Source organism: Streptomyces sp. NPDC046557 (assembly GCF_040645975.1).
Classification (GTDB): Bacteria; Actinomycetota; Actinomycetes; order Streptomycetales; family Streptomycetaceae; genus Streptomyces.
The window spans coordinates 145,494-162,619 of record NZ_JBEYZH010000008.1; the positions used below are offsets into that span (position 1 = coordinate 145,494).

Below are 17,126 nucleotides of genomic sequence, written 5' to 3' on the forward strand. Positions count from 1 at the left end.
CGCCGTCAGGGGTGTTCGACCAGCGGGAGTAGTTCGCTCGTGGGGTGGGGGCGGGCGTGTTCGCGCTGGTCGAGGCCGAAGGTGGTGAAGGCGGTGCGGGTGGGCTGGGGGTAGGCGTCCTTGCCGGTGAGGGTGTTGAGGATGGCGGCGCTGCGCCAGGCGGCGAGTCCGAGGTCGGGCGCTCCGACGCCGTGGGTGTGGCGTTCGCCGTTTTGGACGTAGACGCTGCCGGTGATGCTGGGGTCGAGGATCATGCGGTAGCGGTCGTCGATGCGGGGGCGGCCGGCGGAGTCCTTGCGGAGGTAGGGGTCGAGGCCGGCGAGGAGGCTGGTGAGGGGGCGTTCGCGGTAGCCGGTGGCGAGGACGACGGCGTCGGTGGTGAGGCGGGAGCGGGTGCCTTGCTGGGTGTGTTCGAGGTGGAGTTCGACCTTGGTGGTGGCGACGCGGCCGGCGGTGCGGACGCTGACGCCGGGGGTGAGGACGGCGTCGGGCCAGCCGCCGTGGAGGGTGCGGCGGTAGAGCTCTTCGTGGATGGCGGCGACGGTGTCGGTGTCGATGCCCTTGTGGAGTTGCCATTGGGCGGGGACGAGTTGGTCGCGGACGGGTTCGGGCAGGGAGTGGAAGTAGCGGGTGTAGTCGGGGGTGAAGTGTTCCAGGCCGAGCTTGGAGTACTCCATGGGGGCGAAGGCGGGGGTGCGGGCGAGCCAGGTGAGGCGTTCGCGGCCGGTGGGGCGGGCGCGGAGCAGGTCGAGGAAGACTTCGGCTCCGGATTGGCCGGATCCGATGACGGTGACGTGTTCGGCGGCGAGGATGCGTTCGCGGTGGTCGAGGTAGTCGCAGGAGTGGATGACGGGGACGGTGGGGGCGTCGGCGAGGGGGCGTAGGGGTTCGGGGACGTAGGGGGCGGTGCCGATGCCGAGGACGAGGTTGCGGGTGTGGGTGCGGCCGAGGGCTTCGGCTTCGCCGTCGGGGTCGAGTTGGGTGAAGTCGACTTCGAAGAGGTCGCGTTCGGGGTTCCAGCGGACGGCGTCGACCTGATGGCCGAAGTGGAGTCCGGGGAGGCGGCCGGCGACCCAGCGGCAGTAGGCGTCGTATTCGGCGCGTTGGATGTGGAACTGCTCGGCGAAGTAGAAGGGGAAGAGCCGTTCCTTGTGTCGGAGGTAGTTGAGGAAGGTCCAGGGGCTGGTGGGGTCGGCGAGGGTGACGAGGTCGGCGAGGAAGGGGACTTGGAGGGTGGCTCCGTCGATGAGGAGTCCGGGGTGCCAGCGGAAGTCCCTGCGTTGGTCGTAGAAGGCGGTGGCGAGTTCGCCGGCGCCTTGGTGGGGGAGGCCGTGGGCGAGGGCGGCGAGGGAGAGGTTGAAGGGGCCGATGCCGATTCCTACGAGGTCATGGGGTGCTTCGGGTTGCGCGGTCATCGGTGGGTGCTGCCTTCCGGGAGGGTGACGGGGCCGGGGGGCCGGGTCAGGACGGTTGCGGGCTCAGGAGGGTGATGAGGGCGTGCAGGTCCTCGGGGGTGGTGTGGGGGTTGAGCAGGGTGGCTTTGAGCCAGAGCTTTCCGTCGGCGGTGGCGCGGCCGAGTACGGCGGTGCCGTCGAGGAGGAGGGTGCGGCGCAGGGTCGCGAGCCGGTCGTCGTCCGTGGGGGTGGGGCGGAAGAGGACCGTGCTGATGGTGGGGGGTGCGTGGAGTTCGAAGCCGGGGTGGGCGTCGAGGAGTTCGGCGAGCCGGTGGGCTGCGGCGCAGGTGAGGTCGATGAGGTGGGCGAGGCCGTCGCGGCCGAGTGAGCGCAGGGTGGTGGCGATCTTGAGGGCGTCGGGGCGGCGGGTGGTGCGTAGGGAGCGGCCGAGGAGGTCGGGGAGGCCGGCTTCGGTGTCGTCGGTGGCGTTGAGGTAGTCGGCCTGGTGGGCGAGGGGGGCCAGCAGGGCGGTGTCGGGGACGGCGAGGAGTCCGGCGGCTACGGGTTGCCAGCCGAGTTTGTGCAGGTCGAGGGTGAGGGAGTGGGCGCGGGAGAGGCCGTCGAGCTTGGGGCGGTGGCGGGGGCTGAGGGCGAGGAGGCCCCCGTAGGCGGCGTCGATGTGGAGGTCGGCGCCGTGGTGGTGGCAGAGGTCGGCGAGGGGGCCGAGGGGGTCGATGAGGCCGGCGTCGGTGGTGCCCGCGGTGGCGGTGACGAGGACGGGGCCGGTGGTGCGGGTGAGGGCTTCGGCGAGGCGGTCGGGGTCGAGTGTTCCGGTGGGGGTGGGCAGGGCGCGGGTGGGGGGTAGTCCGAGGAGCCATGCGGAGCGGGGGATGGAGTGGTGGGCGTTGGCTCCGTGGAGGACGGTGAGGCGGGGTCCGTGGCGTTCGCGGGCCAGGAGGAGGGCGAGTTGGTTGGCTTCGGTGCCGCCGGTGGTGACGAGGGCGTCGGCGTGGGGGGTGTCGTAGAGCTCGGCGGCGAGGGTGCGGGTGAGGAGCGCTTCGAGGGCGGAGGCGGCGGGGGCCTGGTCCCAGGAGTCGAGGGAGGGGTTGAGCGCGGAGGCGGCGAGGTCGGCGGCGGCGGCGACGGCCAGCGGCGGGCAGTGCAGGTGGGCCGCGCACAGGGGGTCGGCGGGGTCGGCGGCGCCGGCGGTGAGGGTGTGGACGAGGGTGCGCAGGGCTTCGTGGTCGCCGGTGCCGTGGGCGGGGAGTACGTCGCCCAGTGCGGCCCGGAGGTGGGCGGTGACGGCTTCGGGTCCGCCGGCCGGGAGGGGTCCGCCGCGGGCTTCGGCTCCGGTGCGCAGGGCGTCGAGGACGGTGTCGAGCAGGGGCCGCAGGGCGTCGGCGCCGCCGGGGCCGCCGGCGAGCGGGGGCAGGGGCGGCGGGGGGCCGGGCGGGCTGGTCATCCGGGTGTCCTTACGCGCGGGCTGGGCGGGGACGGCCTGGTCCCCGCCCAGCACAACGATCAGACCCGAATGGGGTAACCGCCGGGGTTTGTCCGATCGCCCCGCACGGGTGGGGTGTACGGCCGGGTGTTCGACCGGCGGTGGGCCCTGTCCGTGCGGGTGGCGTGCGTCGGGTCAGCCCGCGGTGCGCACGCGCAGGGCGCGGGCGAGGTCGTCGAGTTCGTCGACGAGTTTGCGCCGCAGCAGCGGGATGAGTTCGGGGTCTTCGAGGCAGGCCCGCCCGGCCCGCAGGTTGTCCGCGTCGACGGCGTGGGCGGGGAACGCCCAGCGGCCGGCGGCGTCGCCGATGGCGGGTCCGCGGCGGGCGGCGACGGCGATCGCCGCGGGGTAGTAGCGCGGGACGTAGTCCTGCAGGAGGTCGGCCTGTTCGGGCTGCCAGAAGCCTTGGGCGGTGGCTTTGAACAGGTAGTTGGACAGGGTGTCGTCGTGGAAGAGCCGGTTCCAGGCGGCTTCCTTGGCCTCGGCGGTCGGCAGTGCGGCGCGGCAGCGGGCGGCGCCTTCCTCTCCGGTGGCGGTGGGGTCGGCGGCGAGTGCGGCGGTGATCTCGTCGTCGCCGACGGCGCCGAGGACGCAGAGCCGGGCGAGGATGCGCCAGCGCAGTTCGGGGTCGAGTTCGGGGCCGCCGGGGACGGTGCCGTCGGCCAGCCAGCCGGCGAGGGCGTCGGGTTGGGTGGCGCTGTCGATGTGGGCGCGTACGGCGGCCAGGCGCAGGCCGGGGTCGGAGCCGTCCTCGGTGCGGCGCAGCAGGGCGCGGGCGGTGTCGGTGAGGGTGGCGAGGGCGGCGGTGCGGCGGTCGGGGGCGACGTAGCGGGCGGCGATGTGGGTCCGGGCGAAGGCGAGGACGCCTTGGACGACGGCCAGGTCCTGTTCGTCGGGCAGGTGTGCGCGGGCGGTCTCCAGGTACGCCTCGGGTTCCAGTTCGCCGTCGCGGACCATGTCGCGCAGCGCGTTCCAGACGACGGCGCGGGTGAGGGGGTCGGGGAGGGAGGACAGGTCGCGAAGGGCGGTTTCGACGGAGCCGGCGTCGAGGCGGACCTTGGCGTAGCCGAGGTCGCCGTCGTTGAGGAGGATGAGGGCGGGTCGGGGGCCGCTGACGGAGAGGACCTCGTCGGTGGGGACGTCGAGGTCGAGGCGTTCGCGCGGTGCGAGGTCGCGGCCGCCGGGGACGCGGTCGTAGAGGCCGACGCCGATGTGGTGGGGGCGGCTGCCGTGGTGGTCGACGGTGAGGGTCCAGCCGGCGGGTCCCTCCTGGGTGTCGGAGTCCTCGACGCGGGGGGTGAGGGTGTCGACGCCGGTGGTGCGCAGCCACACGTCGGCCCAGGCGTGGACGTCGCGTTCGGTGTGGGCGGCGAGGGAGTCGACGAAGTCGGCGAGTGAGGCGTTGGCGAACTTGTGGCGGGTGAAGTGGGTGTTGATCCCGGCGAGGAAGTCCTTCTCGCCGAGCCAGGCGACGAGTTGGCGCAGTGCGGAGGCGCCCTTGGCGTAGGAGATGCCGTCGAAGTTGAGGAGGGCGGAGGCGGTGTCGGGGACGGCGTCGGGGGCGACGGGGTGGGTGGAGGGCCGCTGGTCGGCGTCGTAGCCCCAGGGTTTGCGTTCCATGGCGAACTCGGTCCAGGTGCCGGTGAAGCGGGTGGCTTCGACGAGGGTCTGGTAGCCCATGTACTCGGCGAAGGACTCGTTCAGCCAGATGTCGTCCCACCAGCGCAGGGTGACGAGGTCGCCGAACCACATGTGGGCCATTTCGTGGGCGATGACCATGGCGCGGCGCTGGCGTTCGGTGTCGGTGACGGCGGAGCGGAAGACGAATTCGTCGCGGAAGGTGACGAGGCCGGGGTTCTCCATGGCGCCCGCGTTGAATTCGGGGACGAATGCCTGGTCGTAGGAGTCGAAGGGGTAGGGCTCGGCGAACTTCTCGTGGTAGCGGTCGAAGCAGTCCTTGGTGACGGAGAGGATCTCCTCGGCGTCGGCGTCGAGGTAGGGGGCCAGGGAGCGGCGGCAGTGGAGGGCGAAGGGCAGTCCGGCGTGGTCGGTGCGGACGCTGTGCCAGGGGCCGGCGGCGACGGCGGCGAGGTAGGTGGAGATGACGGGGGTGGGGGCGGAGGTCCAGATCCCGGCGCCGTCGGTGTCGCGGTCGCCGGTGCGGGTGGTGATGCCGTTGGCGAGGACGTACCAGTGGGAGGGGGCGGTAACGGTGAACTCGAAGACGGCTTTGAGGTCGGGCTGGTCGAAGGCGGGGAAGACGCGTTGGACGTCGTCCATGAACATCTGGGTGTAGACGTAGGTCTCCCTGTCCTCGGGGTCGGTGAAGCGGTGCAGGCCCTCGCCGGTGCGGGAGTAGCGCATGCGCGTGTCGACGCGCAGTTCGTGGGGGCCTTCGGCGAGGCCGGTGAGGGGGAGGCGGCTGCCGTCGAGGCCGGCGGGGTCCAGGGGCCGGCCGTCGAGTTCGACGGAGCGCAGTTCGTCGGGTTTCAGTTCCAGGAACGTGTCACCGGCGGTGCGGGCGCTGAACCGGATGACGGTCGCGGAGTCGAAGGTCTCGTCGCCGGTGGTGAGGTCGAGGGTGACTGCGTAGTGGTGGACGTCGAGGAGCTGGGCTCGGAGCTGCGCTTCGTCGCGCGTCAGGGCGGAGGACATGGGGCCCATGCTGCCGGAAACGGCGGCCGGGCCCCAGGGGTCTACCTCTGATCTTGACCAGTGCTCCGCCCTTCAGGGCGGGGGTGAAGGCCAGCTTCGGCCCTGAGGCGCGGAGCGCCGGAGTGCCCTGCGTCTCCGGGGTGACGGTCAGAGGGGACGTTGCTGGTTTTCGATGTCCTGCTGGACGACGGTCAGGGGTGCGTCGCCACATGAGCCGGCGAAGTGGGAGCCAGACCAGAAGTGACCGCCCCACGGCGGATGTGGCTGTCGTACTCCTGGCGGAGTTTGCGAGAGCTGACGCCCTTGAGGGAGTTGACCAGCCTGGAGAGCTGCGCCTTCGGCGGGTGGCGCACGAGCAGGTGCACGTGGTCCTGATCGCCGTTGAACCGTTTCGACTCGGCTTCGAAGTCGGCATAGACCTCCCCCCATGACTTCGGTGCGGGTCGGCATGGTGTCGGTGATCGCATCCCGCCTGCATTTGGCGACAAAGGCCAAGTGAACGCGCACGTTGTGAACACCATGGCGTCCGGTGCGTTCATCGGGATGAGGGTCCCGGCGTGGTGACATCAACCAGCGCCGTTCTCCCGGGTGTGGGTGAAGACATCTTGGTGAAGCGGCAGTTCGGGCATCGTGCCCGTCTTTCGCTGTCGTCTGCCGAGGTGTTGAAGGTTGACGGTCAGGCGCATGCGGCCCGCACCCTGTGGAATCTTCTGCACGCGTGGTGGCGGATGATGCCGAGGGACAAACGGACCCTTGCGAACGCGGATGCCGCGATACGCCAGGCCCGTAAGGACATCGATTTCCTGGCCGTGCTTCCGGCGCAGGCCGCGCAGGCGGTGTTGAAGACGTACTTCCGGACGTGGAAGAACTGCTGGGAAGGTCGCGCCGACGCCCCGAACTTCAAGGGCCGCCTGCGCACGGTGATGGCCGCGGACATTCCGCAGGGCCCGGGCTGAACCGCTCCGTCAGCGCCGAGGCTTGGGGCCGGACGGTCACCATGCTGACGTACAAGAGCGCCCGGCATGGCCGCACCCTGCACAAGGTCCCCGCCCCCAACACATCCAGGCGCTGCTCCGCGTGCGGCTTCACCACGCCCCGCAACCGGGAGAGTCAGGCCGTGTTCGTGTGCAAGAACCCGCACTGCGGCTGGTCGGGCAACGCCGACCACAACGCGGCCCGCAACGTCTTGCACCTGTACCGGATGGGCCACGCGCTCGTCCCGGCTGCCGGGAGGGCAGTCGTCAGGCGCGCCAAGCGCGACAAACCCGCTACCGCGAGGTAAGCAGGAATCTCCCGGCCTCAGCCGGGAGAGCACTTCACTCTTCGCCTGCGGCGATCGTCTCGTGGTGGCGGATGACCTCGGCGATGATGAAGTTGAGGAGTTTCTCCGCGAAGGCCGGGTCGAGTTTGGCGTTCTCGGCGAGCTGGCGCAGGCGGGCGATCTGGCTGGCCTCGCGGCCCGGGTCCGCGGGGGGCAGCTGGTGGCGGGCCTTGAGGTGGCCGACCTGCTGGGTGCACTTGAAGCGCTCGGCGAGCATGTGGACCACGGCCGCGTCGATGTTGTCGATGCTGTCCCTGAGGCGGGCCAGTTCGGTGGTGACGTCCTCGCCGGTCGTCTTGCCGGTCTCGTCGGTGTCGCTGGTGTTCATGGTTCCCGAGAATACGTGGCGCTGGCGGCTTCTCCGCTGGTCGGCCGGACAGTGAGACGGGCGGGCGGGGTGGCGGGCGCGGGTGGGCCGGGCGGTGACGGCGGGGATGCGGGCGGTGACGGCGGCCCGTGCGCCGGGCGGTGCGGGCCGTGGGCCGGGCGGTGACGCGGGGGTGCCTCGGCCTTCCGGTCCGTGGTGCCGGAAGGCCGAGGGGGGCGTCACAGGCCCGCGGCCGCGGCCCTGATGTCGGCGGCGAAGGTGGAGACCTCCGTGTAGACGCCGGGGTAGCCGGGCCGGGCGCAGCCCTCGCCCCAGCTGACTATGCCGACCTGGATCCAGGCGTTGGTGTTGTCCCGGCGGAACATCGGGCCGCCGGAGTCGCCCTGGCAGGTGTCGACGCCGCCTTGGTCGTAGCCGGCGCAGATCTCGTCGGTGGGGACGAGATCGCTGCCGTACGCGCTCTGGCAGGCGGCGTCGGAGACGAAGGGGACGGTGGCCTTGAGGAGGTAGCGCTGCTGGCCGCCGCCCTCGCTGGCGGCGCCCCAGCCGGCGATGGTGAAGGTGCCGTTGTCGTAGGTCTTGGTGTCGGCGATCTTGAGGGTGGGCAGGTTGATCGGCTTGGCGAGCTTGATGAGCGCCCAGTCCTTGCCGGAGCCGTTGTAGCCGGGGGCTTGGAGCACCTTGGTGGACTTGACCTTGACGGCGCCGGTGCTGTTGAGGTCGACGACGCCGGCGGTGGCGGTGATGTTGGTGCCGGAGCCGTTCACGCAGTGGGCGGCGGTGAGGACGATCTGCTGGGTGTAGAGGGCGCCGCCGCAGCCCATGGAGAGGCGGACCATGAACGGGAACTCGCCTTGTGCGGCCCTCGTTCCACCGACGACGGGGGTCGGTGAGGCGGTGGCGGAGCCCGGCTGGAGGCTGATGGCCGCGAGGGCGACCGCGGCGACGGCCAGGGTGCGCTTCAGGAGGGTGGCAAGGGTGGACACAGTCGACACACTGCCTTTCGTGGGGGGTTGGGCCGTGCGCGTCATGGGTGGCGACGCGTCCATGACACGTCGTGTCCATGACACAATTACCGGGCCGGGGCGACAAGAACGCGTTTTCGGACACCTCGCGCGGCACGCCGCCGTGATCGCCGCGGGCAGGCCGTCATGACGCCGAACGGCGGGCGGGGCAGCCCGATCGTCCACGGCTTCCCGCATCTGGACACCGTGCGCAAGGCGATCACCGCGCTGTTCCGGCGGCTCTCCTACGAGGGCGTCCTGACCTACGCGACGAGCCTCGCCCCCGCCGACGCCGCCTTCGGCCCCGACGACGACCTGTACCTCGGCGCACACCGCGTGGCCTCCGCCGTGGTGCGCGCGCTACGGCTGCCCGAGGCCCGGATGGTGGTCGGTTTCCGGACGATGCGCGAGGCGGCCGCCGTGGAGCTGACGGCCGGACCCGAGTACTTCGTCGAGGTCAACGACCGCTTCCGCACCCACCGCCGCGACCTGGCGGCCGCCTTGGCCCACGAGGCCGCCCACGTCCTGCTGCACCGCCTGGACCTGCGCTTCCCCACCACCGCCGAGAACGAGATCCTCACCGACACCACGGCCGCCTACCTCGGGGTGGGGTGGCTGCTGCTCGACGCCTACCGCGAGGACGCCCTCACCCACCAGAAACTCGGCTATCTCACCCCCGAGGAGTTCGGCTACGTCCTCGCCAAGCGAGGTCGCCTGCTCGGCGAGGACCCGTCCACCTGGTTCACCGGCCCCCACGCCTACGACGCCTACGTGCGCGGTCGCGCGGTCGCCGACCGGGACCACCGCCTGCCCCCACTGGCGGCCGCGCCCTGGCCCGAACGGCGCCGCTATGCCCGCGCGCGCCGGACGGGGTCGGCCGCGCCGGGGGCCCCGTACCGCTTCGAGACCGCGGGCCCGGGCAGGGGCCCGCGGGTGGAATTCCCCTGCCCGGTCTGCGCCCAGCGGCTCCGGCTCCCGGCCGGACGCGGCCCTCTCACCGCACGGTGCGGGCTCTGCCACACCGAACTGGACGTCGACACCTGAGACGTGAGACCCGACCCCGGCAGCAGGCGGCAGCCGGCCGGGGGTGGCGGGGGGCCGGCCGGTCGCGGGGCCCGCCGGTCGAAGTGCGGGGAGGTGTTCTCGTACGAGTGAATCGGCCTGCGTCCGCAATCGCCGAGGGGATGTCGGCGTCAGGATGGTTCAGCGGGGATGCGTAGCGGGTAGTCATATCCCAACGCACGCAGGAAGCTTCCGGACCCGACCCCTCGCCAGGGGGCCGGGCCCGGGGTGTGTTCGGGCCGCTCCCGGTGCCCGAATACCCCGCCCGCCGCGCCCTACTCCCCCGCGCCGTACACCGCTCCCGGCGCCTGCGCCCGGGCCAGCAGCTTCGCCGCCGCCTCGCCCGCCTCCGCCGGGGTCCAGCGCCCCGCGCGCTCGGCCGTCGGGCCGGGCCGCCAGCCCTCCATCACCGTGATCCGGCCCCCCTCCGCCTCGAAGACCCGCCCCGTCACCCCGGCCGAGGCATCCGAGCCCAGCCACACCACCAGCGGCGACACGTTCTCCGGGGCCATCGCGTCGAAGCCGCCCTCCGCCGGCGCCGCCATCGCCTCCGCGAAGGTCCGCTCCGTCATCCGGGTCCGCGCGGCCGGCGCGATGGCGTTGACCTGGACGCCGTACCGGCCCGTCTCCGCCGCCGCGACCAGGGTCAGCGCCAGGACGCCCGCCTTCGCGGCGCTGTAGTTCCCCTGCCCGACGGAGCCCAACAGCCCGGCTCCGGACGAGGTGTTGACCACTCGTGCCGCGACCGGCCGCCCCGCTTTCGCCTCGGCCCGCCAGTAGGCCGCCGCGTGCTTGAGCGGCAGGAAGTGTCCCTTCAGGTGGACGCGGACCACCGCGTCCCAGTCGTCCTCGTCCAGGTTCACCAGCATCCGGTCCCGGAGGAACCCGGCGTTGTTGACCAGTGTGTCGAGTCGCCCGAAGGCGCCGAGGGCGCACTCCACCAGGGAGGCGGCGCCCTCGCCGGTGGCGATGTCCCCGCCGTGCGCGACGGCCTGCCCTCCCCCGGCCTTGATCTCCGCCACGACGCGGGCGGCCGGGCCGTCGGGGCCGGGCAGCCCGTCCGGTCCGACGCCGAGGTCGTTGACCACGACCCGCGCCCCCTGCTCCGCGAAGGCCAGCGCGTGGGCCCGGCCGAGTCCCCGCCCGGCGCCCGTCACGATGACCACGCGTCCCTCGGCAAGTCCCATGTCACATCTCCTTGTTGGTGGTCGCCACGTCCAGGAAGGCGGGCCGCTCCCCGCCGCCGTGCACGAGCAGGCTCGCCCCGCTCACGTACGCCGCCCGGTCGGAGGCCAGGAACACCGCCGCCGCGCCGATGTCGGACGGTTCCGCCAGGCGCCCCAGCGGGACGGTCGCGGCGACCGCCTCGACGCCCGCCGCGTCCCCGTAGTGCAGATGCGCGAGTTCGGTCCGCACCATGCCCGGGACCAGCGTGTTCACCCGCACCTCGGGCGCCCATTCGACGGCCATGGAGCGGGCCAGGCTCTCCAGTCCCGCCTTCGCGGCGCCGTAGGCGGCCGTGCCCGGCGAAGGCCGGGTGCCGCTCACGCTGCCGATCATCACGACCGAGCCTCGGGAGGCCCGCAGCCACGGATAGGCGGCCAGCGAGGCCGTCATCGGCGCGAGGAGGTTCAGCTCGACGACCCGGGCGTGCCGCGCCGCCTCCGCCTCCCGCCGCCCCTCCCGCTGCCCCTCCCCCTCCCCCGCCCCCAGCCGCCGGTACGGGGTGCCGCCCGCGTTGTTGACCAGGCAGTCCAGCCGCCCGTACCGCTGCGCGACCACCTCGAACACCGCGTGCACGGCGCCGGGTTCACGCAGGTCCAGCGGGATGAAGGAGGCCCGGCGGCCGTCCTCCTCGACGGGTCGGTCCGGTGGCCTGCGCGCGCAGACGACGACCCGCGCGCCCGCCGCGAGGAACGAGCGCGCGATGCCCGCACCGACGCCCCGGGTTCCGCCCGTGACGACGACCACCCTCCCCTTGAGCTCCATCGGCTGCTACCTTCCTCACCTAACAAATGTTTGGTGGAAAGGTAGCTGATCCGCTCATGGGTGTCTCCACCACCGTCCCGGACCAGGGCGTCGCCCTGGTCACCGTCGACTACCCGCCCGTCAACGCCCTCCCGGTGAGCGGCTGGTACGCCCTCGCCGACGCCCTGCGCGCCGCGGGCCGCGACCCCGCCGTGCGCTGCGTCGTCCTCGCCGCCGAGGGCCGGGGCTTCAACGCCGGCGTCGACCTCAAAGAGCTGCAGCGCGACAGCGGTCACGGCGCCCTGCTGGGTGCCAACCGCGGCTGCTACGAGGCGTTCGCCGCCGTGTACGAGTGCGAGGTGCCGGTGGTGGCCGCCGTCCACGGCTTCTGCCTCGGCGGCGGGATCGGTCTGGCCGGGAACGCCGACGCGATCGTGGCCTCCGACGACGCCGCCTTCGGTCTTCCCGAGCTGGACCGGGGCGCCCTCGGCGCCGCCACGCACCTGGCCCGGCTGGTCCCCCAGCACCTGATGCGGGCCCTGTACTACACCTCCCGTACCGCGACGGCGGCCGAACTGCACGCGCACGGCTCGGTGTGGAAGGTGGTCCCGCGCGCGGAGGTCCGCGGCGCCGCCCTGGAGCTGGCGGCGGAGATCGCGCGCAAGGACGGTTCTCTGATCCGGTTGGCGAAGGCGGCCATCAACGGCATCGATCCCGTCGACGTGCGGCGCAGCTACCGCTTCGAGCAGGGGTTCACCTTCGAGGCCAATCTCAGCGGGGTCGCCGACCGCGTCCGCGACTCCTTCGGGAAGGAGCGAGGCGCATGACCGACAAGTCGATGACCCCCGAGGAGGTGGTGGGGCGGCTGCGCAGCGGGATGACGCTCGGCATCGGCGGCTGGGGATCGCGGCGTAAGCCCATGGCGCTGGTGCGGGCACTGCTCCGCTCCGAGATCACCGATCTCACCGTCGTCTCGTACGGCGGCCCGGACGTCGGGCTGCTGGCCGCCGCCGGGCGGATCCGCCGGCTCGTCGCGCCGTTCGCCACCCTCGACTCGATCCCGCTGGAGCCGCATTTCCGGGCCGCCCGGGAGCGGGGCGCGTTCGCCCTGACCGAGTTGGACGAGGCCATGTTCATGTGGGGTCTGCACGCCGCCGCGAACCGGCTGCCGTTCCTGCCCGTCCGAGCCGGCCTCGGCTCCGACGTGATGCGCGTCAACCCCGAGCTGCGGACCGTCACCTCCCCTTACGCCGACGGCGAGGAGTTCGTCGCCGCCCCGGCCCTGCGCATGGACGCGGCCCTGGTCCACCTCAACCGTGCCGACCGCCTCGGCAACGCCCAGTACCTGGGCCCCGACCCGTACTTCGACGACCTGTTCTGCGAGGCCGCCGACGCCGCCTACGTCTCCTGCGAGCAACTCGTGGAGAGTGCCGACCTCGCCAAGTCCGGGCCCCCGCAGTCCCTCCTCGTCAGCCGCCACAGCGTCACCGGCGTCGTGGAGACCCCCCACGGGGCGCACTTCACGTCCTGTGTCCCCGACTACGGGCGCGACGAGCCCTTCCAGAGGCTGTACGCGTCCACCCCCTGGCCCGAGTTCGCCGCCCGCTTCCTGTCCGGACCGGGCGAGCACGCCTACCAGTCGGCCGTCGCGGCCTGGCACGAGGAGCAGCAGCGGTGACCAGTGAGCCGACGCGCGCCGAATACTGTGTGATCGCCTGCGCCGAGGCATGGCGCGGCGACGGTGAGGTCCTCGCCGGCCCCATGGGCCTGGTGCCTTCCGTCGGCGCGCGGCTCGCGAAGCGGACCTTCAGCCCGGACCTGCTCCTGACCGACGGTGAGGCGATGCTCGTCGGGCTCGACGGCGCGGTGGAGGGCTGGCTCCCGTACCGCCGTCACCTCGCCATGGTCACCGGTGGCCGGCGGCACGTGATGATGGGTGCGAGCCAGATCGACCGGTACGGCAACCAGAACATCTCCTGCGTCGGGGATTGGGAGCGGCCCACCCGTCAGCTCCTGGGGGTGCGCGGTGCCCCGGTCAACACCTTGAACAATCCGGTGAGTTACTGGATCCCCCGGCATTCGCCGCGGGTCTTCGTGGAGCGCGTCGACATGGTCAGCGGCGTGGGGCACGACCGGGCGCGGGCCGCCGGGGTGACCCGCTTCCACCGGCTGCGTCGGGTGGTCAGCGATCTCGGCGTCTTCGACTTCGAGACGCCCGACCGCTCGATGCGCCTGGCCTCCCTGCACCCGGGGGTCACCGTCGAACAGGTGCGGGCCGCCACCGGTTTCGTTCTCGCGGTGGGCGAGGACGTCCCGCACACGCGGGAGCCGAGCGCCGAGGAGCTGCGCCTGATCCGCGAGGTGATCGACCCCGAGGGGTCGCGCGAGCGGGAAGTGCGGGTCTGACGCGATGGAGACGGCATTGACCAGGCTGGTCGGGGTCCGGTACCCGATCGTGCAGACGGGCATGGGCTGGGTGGCCGGTCCGCGGCTGGTGTCGGCGGCGGCGAACGCGGGCGCCCTGGGCATCCTGGCCTCGGCGACGATGACGGTGGACCAGCTGCGGGCGGCCGTGCATGAGGTGAAGTCCCGTACGGAGGCGCCGTTCGGGGTGAATCTGCGCGCCGACGCGGGCGACGCCGCCGAGCGGGCCCGGCTGATCATCGACGAGGGGGTGCGGGTCGCGTCGTTCGCGCTCGCGCCGTCCCGGGAGCTGATCGCGCGGCTCAAGGACGCGGGGGTGGTGGTCGTCCCGTCGGTCGGGGCCCGCCGGCACGCGGAGAAGGTCGCGGCGTGGGGCGCGGACGCGGTGATCGTGCAGGGTGGTGAGGGCGGCGGGCACACGGGCGAGGTGGCCACGACCGTCCTGCTGCCGCAGGTGGTCGACGCCGTGGACATCCCGGTGGTCGCGGCGGGCGGCTTCCACGACGGGCGGGGGTTGGTGGCGGCGCTCGCGTACGGGGCGGCGGGCATCGCGATGGGCACCCGCTTCCTGTTGACCTCCGATTCGACCGTCCCGGACGCCGTCAAGGCCGAGTACCTCAAGGCGGGCGTCAAGGACGTCACCGTCACCACGGCCGTGGACGGGCTGCCGCACCGGATGCTGCGCAGTGAGCTGGTCGCCTCGCTGGAGCGGGCGGGCCGCGCGCGGGCGCTGGTCCGGGCGGTGCGGCACGCGGCCGGTTTCCGGAAGCTGTCGGGTCTGTCCTGGTCGCGGATGGTGCGGGACGGGCTGGCGATGAAACACGGCAAGGACCTGTCCTGGAGCCAGGTCCTGCTCGCCGCGAACACCCCGATGCTCCTCAAGGCGTCCATGGTCCAGGGCCGCACGGACCTCGGCGTCATGGCATCCGGGCAGGTCGCGGGGGTGATCGAGGACCTCCCGTCCTGTGCGGAGCTCGTCGGCCGGGTCATGGCCGAGGCACAGAGCGCACTCGTACGACTGCACGCGTCCGACGCCCCGCCCGCATGGGGGTGACCCCCTTCCCCTCCTCTCGGGAGCCGCCCGGATGAGCCGTGCCCGCATCCGCCTGGCGACGGTGGTCCTCGCTTCCACCGTCGCCGTCACCGCCGTGTCCGCCACCGCGACCGCCTCCGCGGCGTCGGCGCCCGTCCGCCCCGCGCGCCGGCAGACCTCCGCCGGCGCCGCGGAGACGATCCGTCAGATCCCCCTCCAGGGCGCGGTCAACTTCCGCGACGTGGGCGGCTACCGCACCTACACGGCTGTGGAAACGGCCGAGCCGGGCCCCGCGCGCTGTGCGCGGGGCCCGGCTCGGCGGGGTACGTCTGCGGGGATCAGGCCGAGCGGCGGCGGGCCTGGCCCGGTCCGCCGACGCGGCTGCGGGCCGAAGCCGCCGCCGCGCCGCCGGAGGAGGAGCCACCGGTACGCCGGCCGCGCTCGCCCGAGCCGGCGCCCTGACCGGTCGCCTGGCCGCGGCGGGCCTGGCCCGACCCGGCCGCGGGGGCCTGTCCGGCGCTGCCGCCACCGGTACGGCGGCCGCGGCCTCCGCCGGCGGCCGGCGCGGCGCCCGCGGCGGAGCCCGTACGCGGTCCGCCCGAACGGCGGCCCGAGCCGGAACGCGCCTTGGGCTGCGGGGGCTGCGGCACCTCCATTACCACCGGGATGCCGGACGGCGTCTTGGCGCCGGTCAGACGGGACAGTTCCTCGTCGGAGGACTTGATCTGCGCGGTGCGCGGGGAGATACCGGCGTCAGACATCAGCCGGGTCATGTCGCGCTTCTGGTCGGGCAGGACCAGGGTGACGACGCTGCCGGACTCACCGGCGCGGGCGGTCCTGCCGCCACGGTGCAGGTAGTCCTTGTGGTCGGTGGGCGGGTCCACGTTGACGACGAGGTCCAGGTCGTCGATGTGGATGCCGCGCGCGGCCACGTTGGTGGCGACGAGCGCGGTGACCTCGCCCGTCTTGAACCAGTCCAGGGTGCGGTTGCGCTGCGGCTGCGAGCGGCCGCCGTGCAGACCGGAGGCGCGGACGCCGTCCGCAAGGAGCTTCTTGACCATGCGGTCGACGCCGCGCTTGGTGTCGACGAACATGATCACCCGGCCGTCGCGAGCGGCTATACGCGTGGCCACGGCCTTCTTGTCGGTCTCGTCCATGACGTACAGGACGTGGTGTTCCATCGTGGTGACGGCGCCGGCCGAGGGGTCGACGGAGTGGCCGACCGGGTCGGTCAGGAACATCTTGACGAGTTTGTCGATGTTCTTGTCCAGCGTCGCGGAGAACAGCATCGTCTGGCCGTCGGGCCGGACCTGCTTGAGCAGCGCGGTGACCTGCGGCATGAAGCCCATGTCGGTCATCTGGTCGGCCTCGTCGAGGACGGTGATCGCGACGTCGTCGAGGATCGCGTCGCCGCGGTCGATCAGGTCCTTGAGCCGGCCCGGCGTGGCGACGAGCACCTCGGAGCCGCGCCGCAGGGCGCCGGACTGCCGGTTGATCGACATGCCGCCGACGACGGTGGCGATGCGCAGGTTGACGGCGGTGGCGTACGGCGCCAGCGCGTCGGTGACCTGCTGCGCCAGTTCGCGGGTCGGTACGAGGACCAGCGCGAGCGGCGACTTCGGCTGCGCGCGGCGGCCGGCGGTGCGGGCGAGCAGCGCCAGGCCGAAGGCGAGCGTCTTGCCGGAGCCCGTGCGGCCGCGGCCGAGGAGGTCACGTCCGGCGAGGGAGTTCGGCAGGGTCGCGGCCTGGATCGGGAAAGGCTCGGTGACGCCCTGGGCGGCGAGGGTCTTCAGCAGCGCCTCGGGCATGTCCATGTCCTCGAACGCGGCGACGGGCGGGAGGGCCGGCGTCAGTGGTTCGGGCATGGTGAATTCTTGGGGCCTGGCGGCGGGGGCGGACTTCTGCCGTCCCGCGCCAGCCTTCGGACGTCCCTGGGCCGCTCCTCGGCCCCGGGCGGGACGGCGGCTGGGTCGTGCGGAGCTGGAGCTGGTCATGCGAGAAAGCCCTCCTGAAACCGGCAGGTAAAACAAAGGTCGGAACAGCAGACAAGCCGGGGTCCGCACCTCGCGGTGCGGACCCCGGCATGCTGAGTGCGTCAGGCAGGCAGGATGTTCTCGGCCTGCGGGCCCTTCTGGCCCTGGGTGACGTCGAAGGACACGCGCTGGCCCTCGGTGAGCTCACGGAAGCCCTGGGTGGCGATGTTCGAGTAGTGGGCGAAGACGTCCGGGCCGCCACCGTCCTGCTCGATGAAGCCGAAGCCCTTTTCCGAGTTGAACCACTTCACGGTGCCAAGTGCCATTTTGAATCTCCTGAATAGGCGGCAAGGGCCCCATCCGGAGATCCCGGTAAAAAACAAAAGCGCCTGTCGGAGCATTCCCGTCAGGCGCACATAAGTTTCATGGGTACCACAACTGCAACGCGTCCAAAGCTAGCACA

General features: G+C 72.5%; 14 protein-coding genes and 2 pseudogenes. 6 read left to right on the plus strand and 10 right to left on the minus strand.

The annotated features are described in order from the left end of the window. Positions 1-5 precede the first annotated feature (5 nt). The 4 genes and pseudogenes from ABZ934_RS17670 to tnpA all read right to left on the minus strand — a co-directional run bounded on the left by ABZ934_RS17670 (position 6) and on the right by tnpA (position 6,117). Positions 6-1,415, minus strand: a complete 1,410-nt coding sequence (locus ABZ934_RS17670; RefSeq protein ID WP_361313659.1) for a SidA/IucD/PvdA family monooxygenase — start codon at positions 1,413-1,415, stop codon at positions 6-8. Between the two features lie 46 nt (positions 1,416-1,461). Further along, positions 1,462-2,856 (minus strand): aminotransferase class V-fold PLP-dependent enzyme, encoded by a 1,395-nt coding sequence (locus ABZ934_RS17675; RefSeq protein WP_361313662.1) that lies wholly within the window; start codon positions 2,854-2,856, stop codon positions 1,462-1,464. 174 nt (positions 2,857-3,030) lie between these two features. Next, the gene (gene pepN / locus ABZ934_RS17680; RefSeq protein WP_361313665.1) at positions 3,031-5,559 is read right to left on the minus strand and encodes an aminopeptidase N; all 2,529 of its coding nucleotides are present in this window, start codon (positions 5,557-5,559) and stop codon (positions 3,031-3,033) included. Positions 5,560-5,697: 138 nt separating this feature from the next. Further along, a pseudogene (gene tnpA / locus ABZ934_RS17685) lies at positions 5,698-6,117 on the minus strand (IS200/IS605 family transposase). 23 nt (positions 6,118-6,140) lie between these two features. On the opposite strand from tnpA, the pseudogene ABZ934_RS17690 reads away from it, so the two are divergent. Beyond that, positions 6,141-6,832: pseudogene (locus ABZ934_RS17690) on the plus strand (transposase). 34 nt (positions 6,833-6,866) lie between these two features. Here the strand turns inward: ABZ934_RS17690 and ABZ934_RS17695 are convergent. Continuing rightward, a complete protein-coding gene (locus ABZ934_RS17695) occupies positions 6,867-7,199 on the minus strand; it encodes a chorismate mutase (protein WP_361313666.1) in 333 nt (110 codons plus the stop codon). A 218-nt stretch (positions 7,200-7,417) separates the two neighbouring features. After that, positions 7,418-8,194 carry a serine protease gene (locus ABZ934_RS17700; protein ID WP_361313668.1) on the minus strand — a complete coding sequence of 259 codons (777 nt, stop codon included), beginning with the start codon at positions 8,192-8,194 and terminating at the stop codon, positions 7,418-7,420. A 156-nt stretch (positions 8,195-8,350) separates the two neighbouring features. Between ABZ934_RS17700 and ABZ934_RS17705 the strand changes: the two genes are divergently transcribed. Beyond that, positions 8,351-9,247: a hypothetical protein gene (locus tag ABZ934_RS17705; protein WP_361313670.1), complete on the plus strand. Its 897-nt coding sequence runs from the start codon at positions 8,351-8,353 to the stop codon at positions 9,245-9,247. A 293-nt stretch (positions 9,248-9,540) separates the two neighbouring features. Here the strand turns inward: ABZ934_RS17705 and ABZ934_RS17710 are convergent, their stop codons facing one another. Both ABZ934_RS17710 and ABZ934_RS17715 read right to left on the minus strand, forming a co-directional pair. Then, positions 9,541-10,452 carry an SDR family oxidoreductase gene (locus ABZ934_RS17710; protein ID WP_361313673.1) on the minus strand — a complete coding sequence of 304 codons (912 nt, stop codon included), beginning with the start codon at positions 10,450-10,452 and terminating at the stop codon, positions 9,541-9,543. A 1-nt stretch (position 10,453) separates the two neighbouring features. After that, positions 10,454-11,254 (minus strand): SDR family oxidoreductase, encoded by an 801-nt coding sequence (locus ABZ934_RS17715; RefSeq protein WP_361313675.1) that lies wholly within the window; start codon positions 11,252-11,254, stop codon positions 10,454-10,456. Positions 11,255-11,310: 56 nt separating this feature from the next. Between ABZ934_RS17715 and ABZ934_RS17720 the strand changes: the two genes are divergently transcribed. The 4 genes from ABZ934_RS17720 to ABZ934_RS17735 are packed head-to-tail and all read left to right on the plus strand — an operon-like array spanning position 11,311 to position 14,711. Further along, positions 11,311-12,060 (plus strand): enoyl-CoA hydratase family protein, encoded by a 750-nt coding sequence (locus ABZ934_RS17720; RefSeq protein WP_361313678.1) that lies wholly within the window; start codon positions 11,311-11,313, stop codon positions 12,058-12,060. Continuing rightward, positions 12,057-12,911: a CoA-transferase gene (locus ABZ934_RS17725; protein WP_361313680.1), complete on the plus strand. Its 855-nt coding sequence runs from the start codon at positions 12,057-12,059 to the stop codon at positions 12,909-12,911. Before ABZ934_RS17720 ends, ABZ934_RS17725 begins: the two co-directional genes overlap by 4 nt. After that, on the plus strand, positions 12,908-13,639 hold the full coding sequence (locus ABZ934_RS17730; protein WP_361313682.1) for a CoA-transferase: 732 nt from the start codon (positions 12,908-12,910) through the stop codon (positions 13,637-13,639). Before ABZ934_RS17725 ends, ABZ934_RS17730 begins: the two co-directional genes overlap by 4 nt. A 4-nt stretch (positions 13,640-13,643) precedes the next feature. Next, positions 13,644-14,711, plus strand: a complete 1,068-nt coding sequence (locus ABZ934_RS17735; RefSeq protein ID WP_361313684.1) for a nitronate monooxygenase — start codon at positions 13,644-13,646, stop codon at positions 14,709-14,711. Positions 14,712-15,028: 317 nt separating this feature from the next. Here the strand turns inward: ABZ934_RS17735 and ABZ934_RS17740 are convergent, their stop codons facing one another. Next, positions 15,029-16,684: a DEAD/DEAH box helicase gene (locus tag ABZ934_RS17740; RefSeq protein WP_361313687.1), complete on the minus strand. Its 1,656-nt coding sequence runs from the start codon at positions 16,682-16,684 to the stop codon at positions 15,029-15,031. Between the two features lie 101 nt (positions 16,685-16,785). Then, positions 16,786-16,989, minus strand: coding sequence for a cold-shock protein (locus ABZ934_RS17745; RefSeq protein ID WP_008743912.1), 204 nt, complete (start codon positions 16,987-16,989; stop codon positions 16,786-16,788). Positions 16,990-17,126 lie beyond the last annotated feature (137 nt).

Coding starts and splice junctions, on each gene's coding strand:
- ABZ934_RS17670 (WP_361313659.1), bottom strand. CDS start 1,415: ATGACCGCGCAACCCGAAGCACCCCATGACCTCGTAGGAATCGGCATC.
- ABZ934_RS17695 (WP_361313666.1), bottom strand. CDS start 7,199: ATGAACACCAGCGACACCGACGAGACCGGCAAGACGACCGGCGAGGAC.
- ABZ934_RS17715 (WP_361313675.1), bottom strand. CDS start 11,254: ATGGAGCTCAAGGGGAGGGTGGTCGTCGTCACGGGCGGAACCCGGGGC.
- pepN (WP_361313665.1), bottom strand. CDS start 5,559: ATGGGCCCCATGTCCTCCGCCCTGACGCGCGACGAAGCGCAGCTCCGA.
- ABZ934_RS17675 (WP_361313662.1), bottom strand. CDS start 2,856: ATGACCAGCCCGCCCGGCCCCCCGCCGCCCCTGCCCCCGCTCGCCGGC.
- ABZ934_RS17745 (WP_008743912.1), bottom strand. CDS start 16,989: ATGGCACTTGGCACCGTGAAGTGGTTCAACTCGGAAAAGGGCTTCGGC.
- ABZ934_RS17710 (WP_361313673.1), bottom strand. CDS start 10,452: ATGGGACTTGCCGAGGGACGCGTGGTCATCGTGACGGGCGCCGGGCGG.
- ABZ934_RS17725 (WP_361313680.1), top strand. CDS start 12,057: ATGACCGACAAGTCGATGACCCCCGAGGAGGTGGTGGGGCGGCTGCGC.
- ABZ934_RS17720 (WP_361313678.1), top strand. CDS start 11,311: ATGGGTGTCTCCACCACCGTCCCGGACCAGGGCGTCGCCCTGGTCACC.
- ABZ934_RS17735 (WP_361313684.1), top strand. CDS start 13,644: ATGGAGACGGCATTGACCAGGCTGGTCGGGGTCCGGTACCCGATCGTG.
- ABZ934_RS17705 (WP_361313670.1), top strand. CDS start 8,351: ATGACGCCGAACGGCGGGCGGGGCAGCCCGATCGTCCACGGCTTCCCG.
- ABZ934_RS17740 (WP_361313687.1), bottom strand. CDS start 16,684: ATGACCAGCTCCAGCTCCGCACGACCCAGCCGCCGTCCCGCCCGGGGC.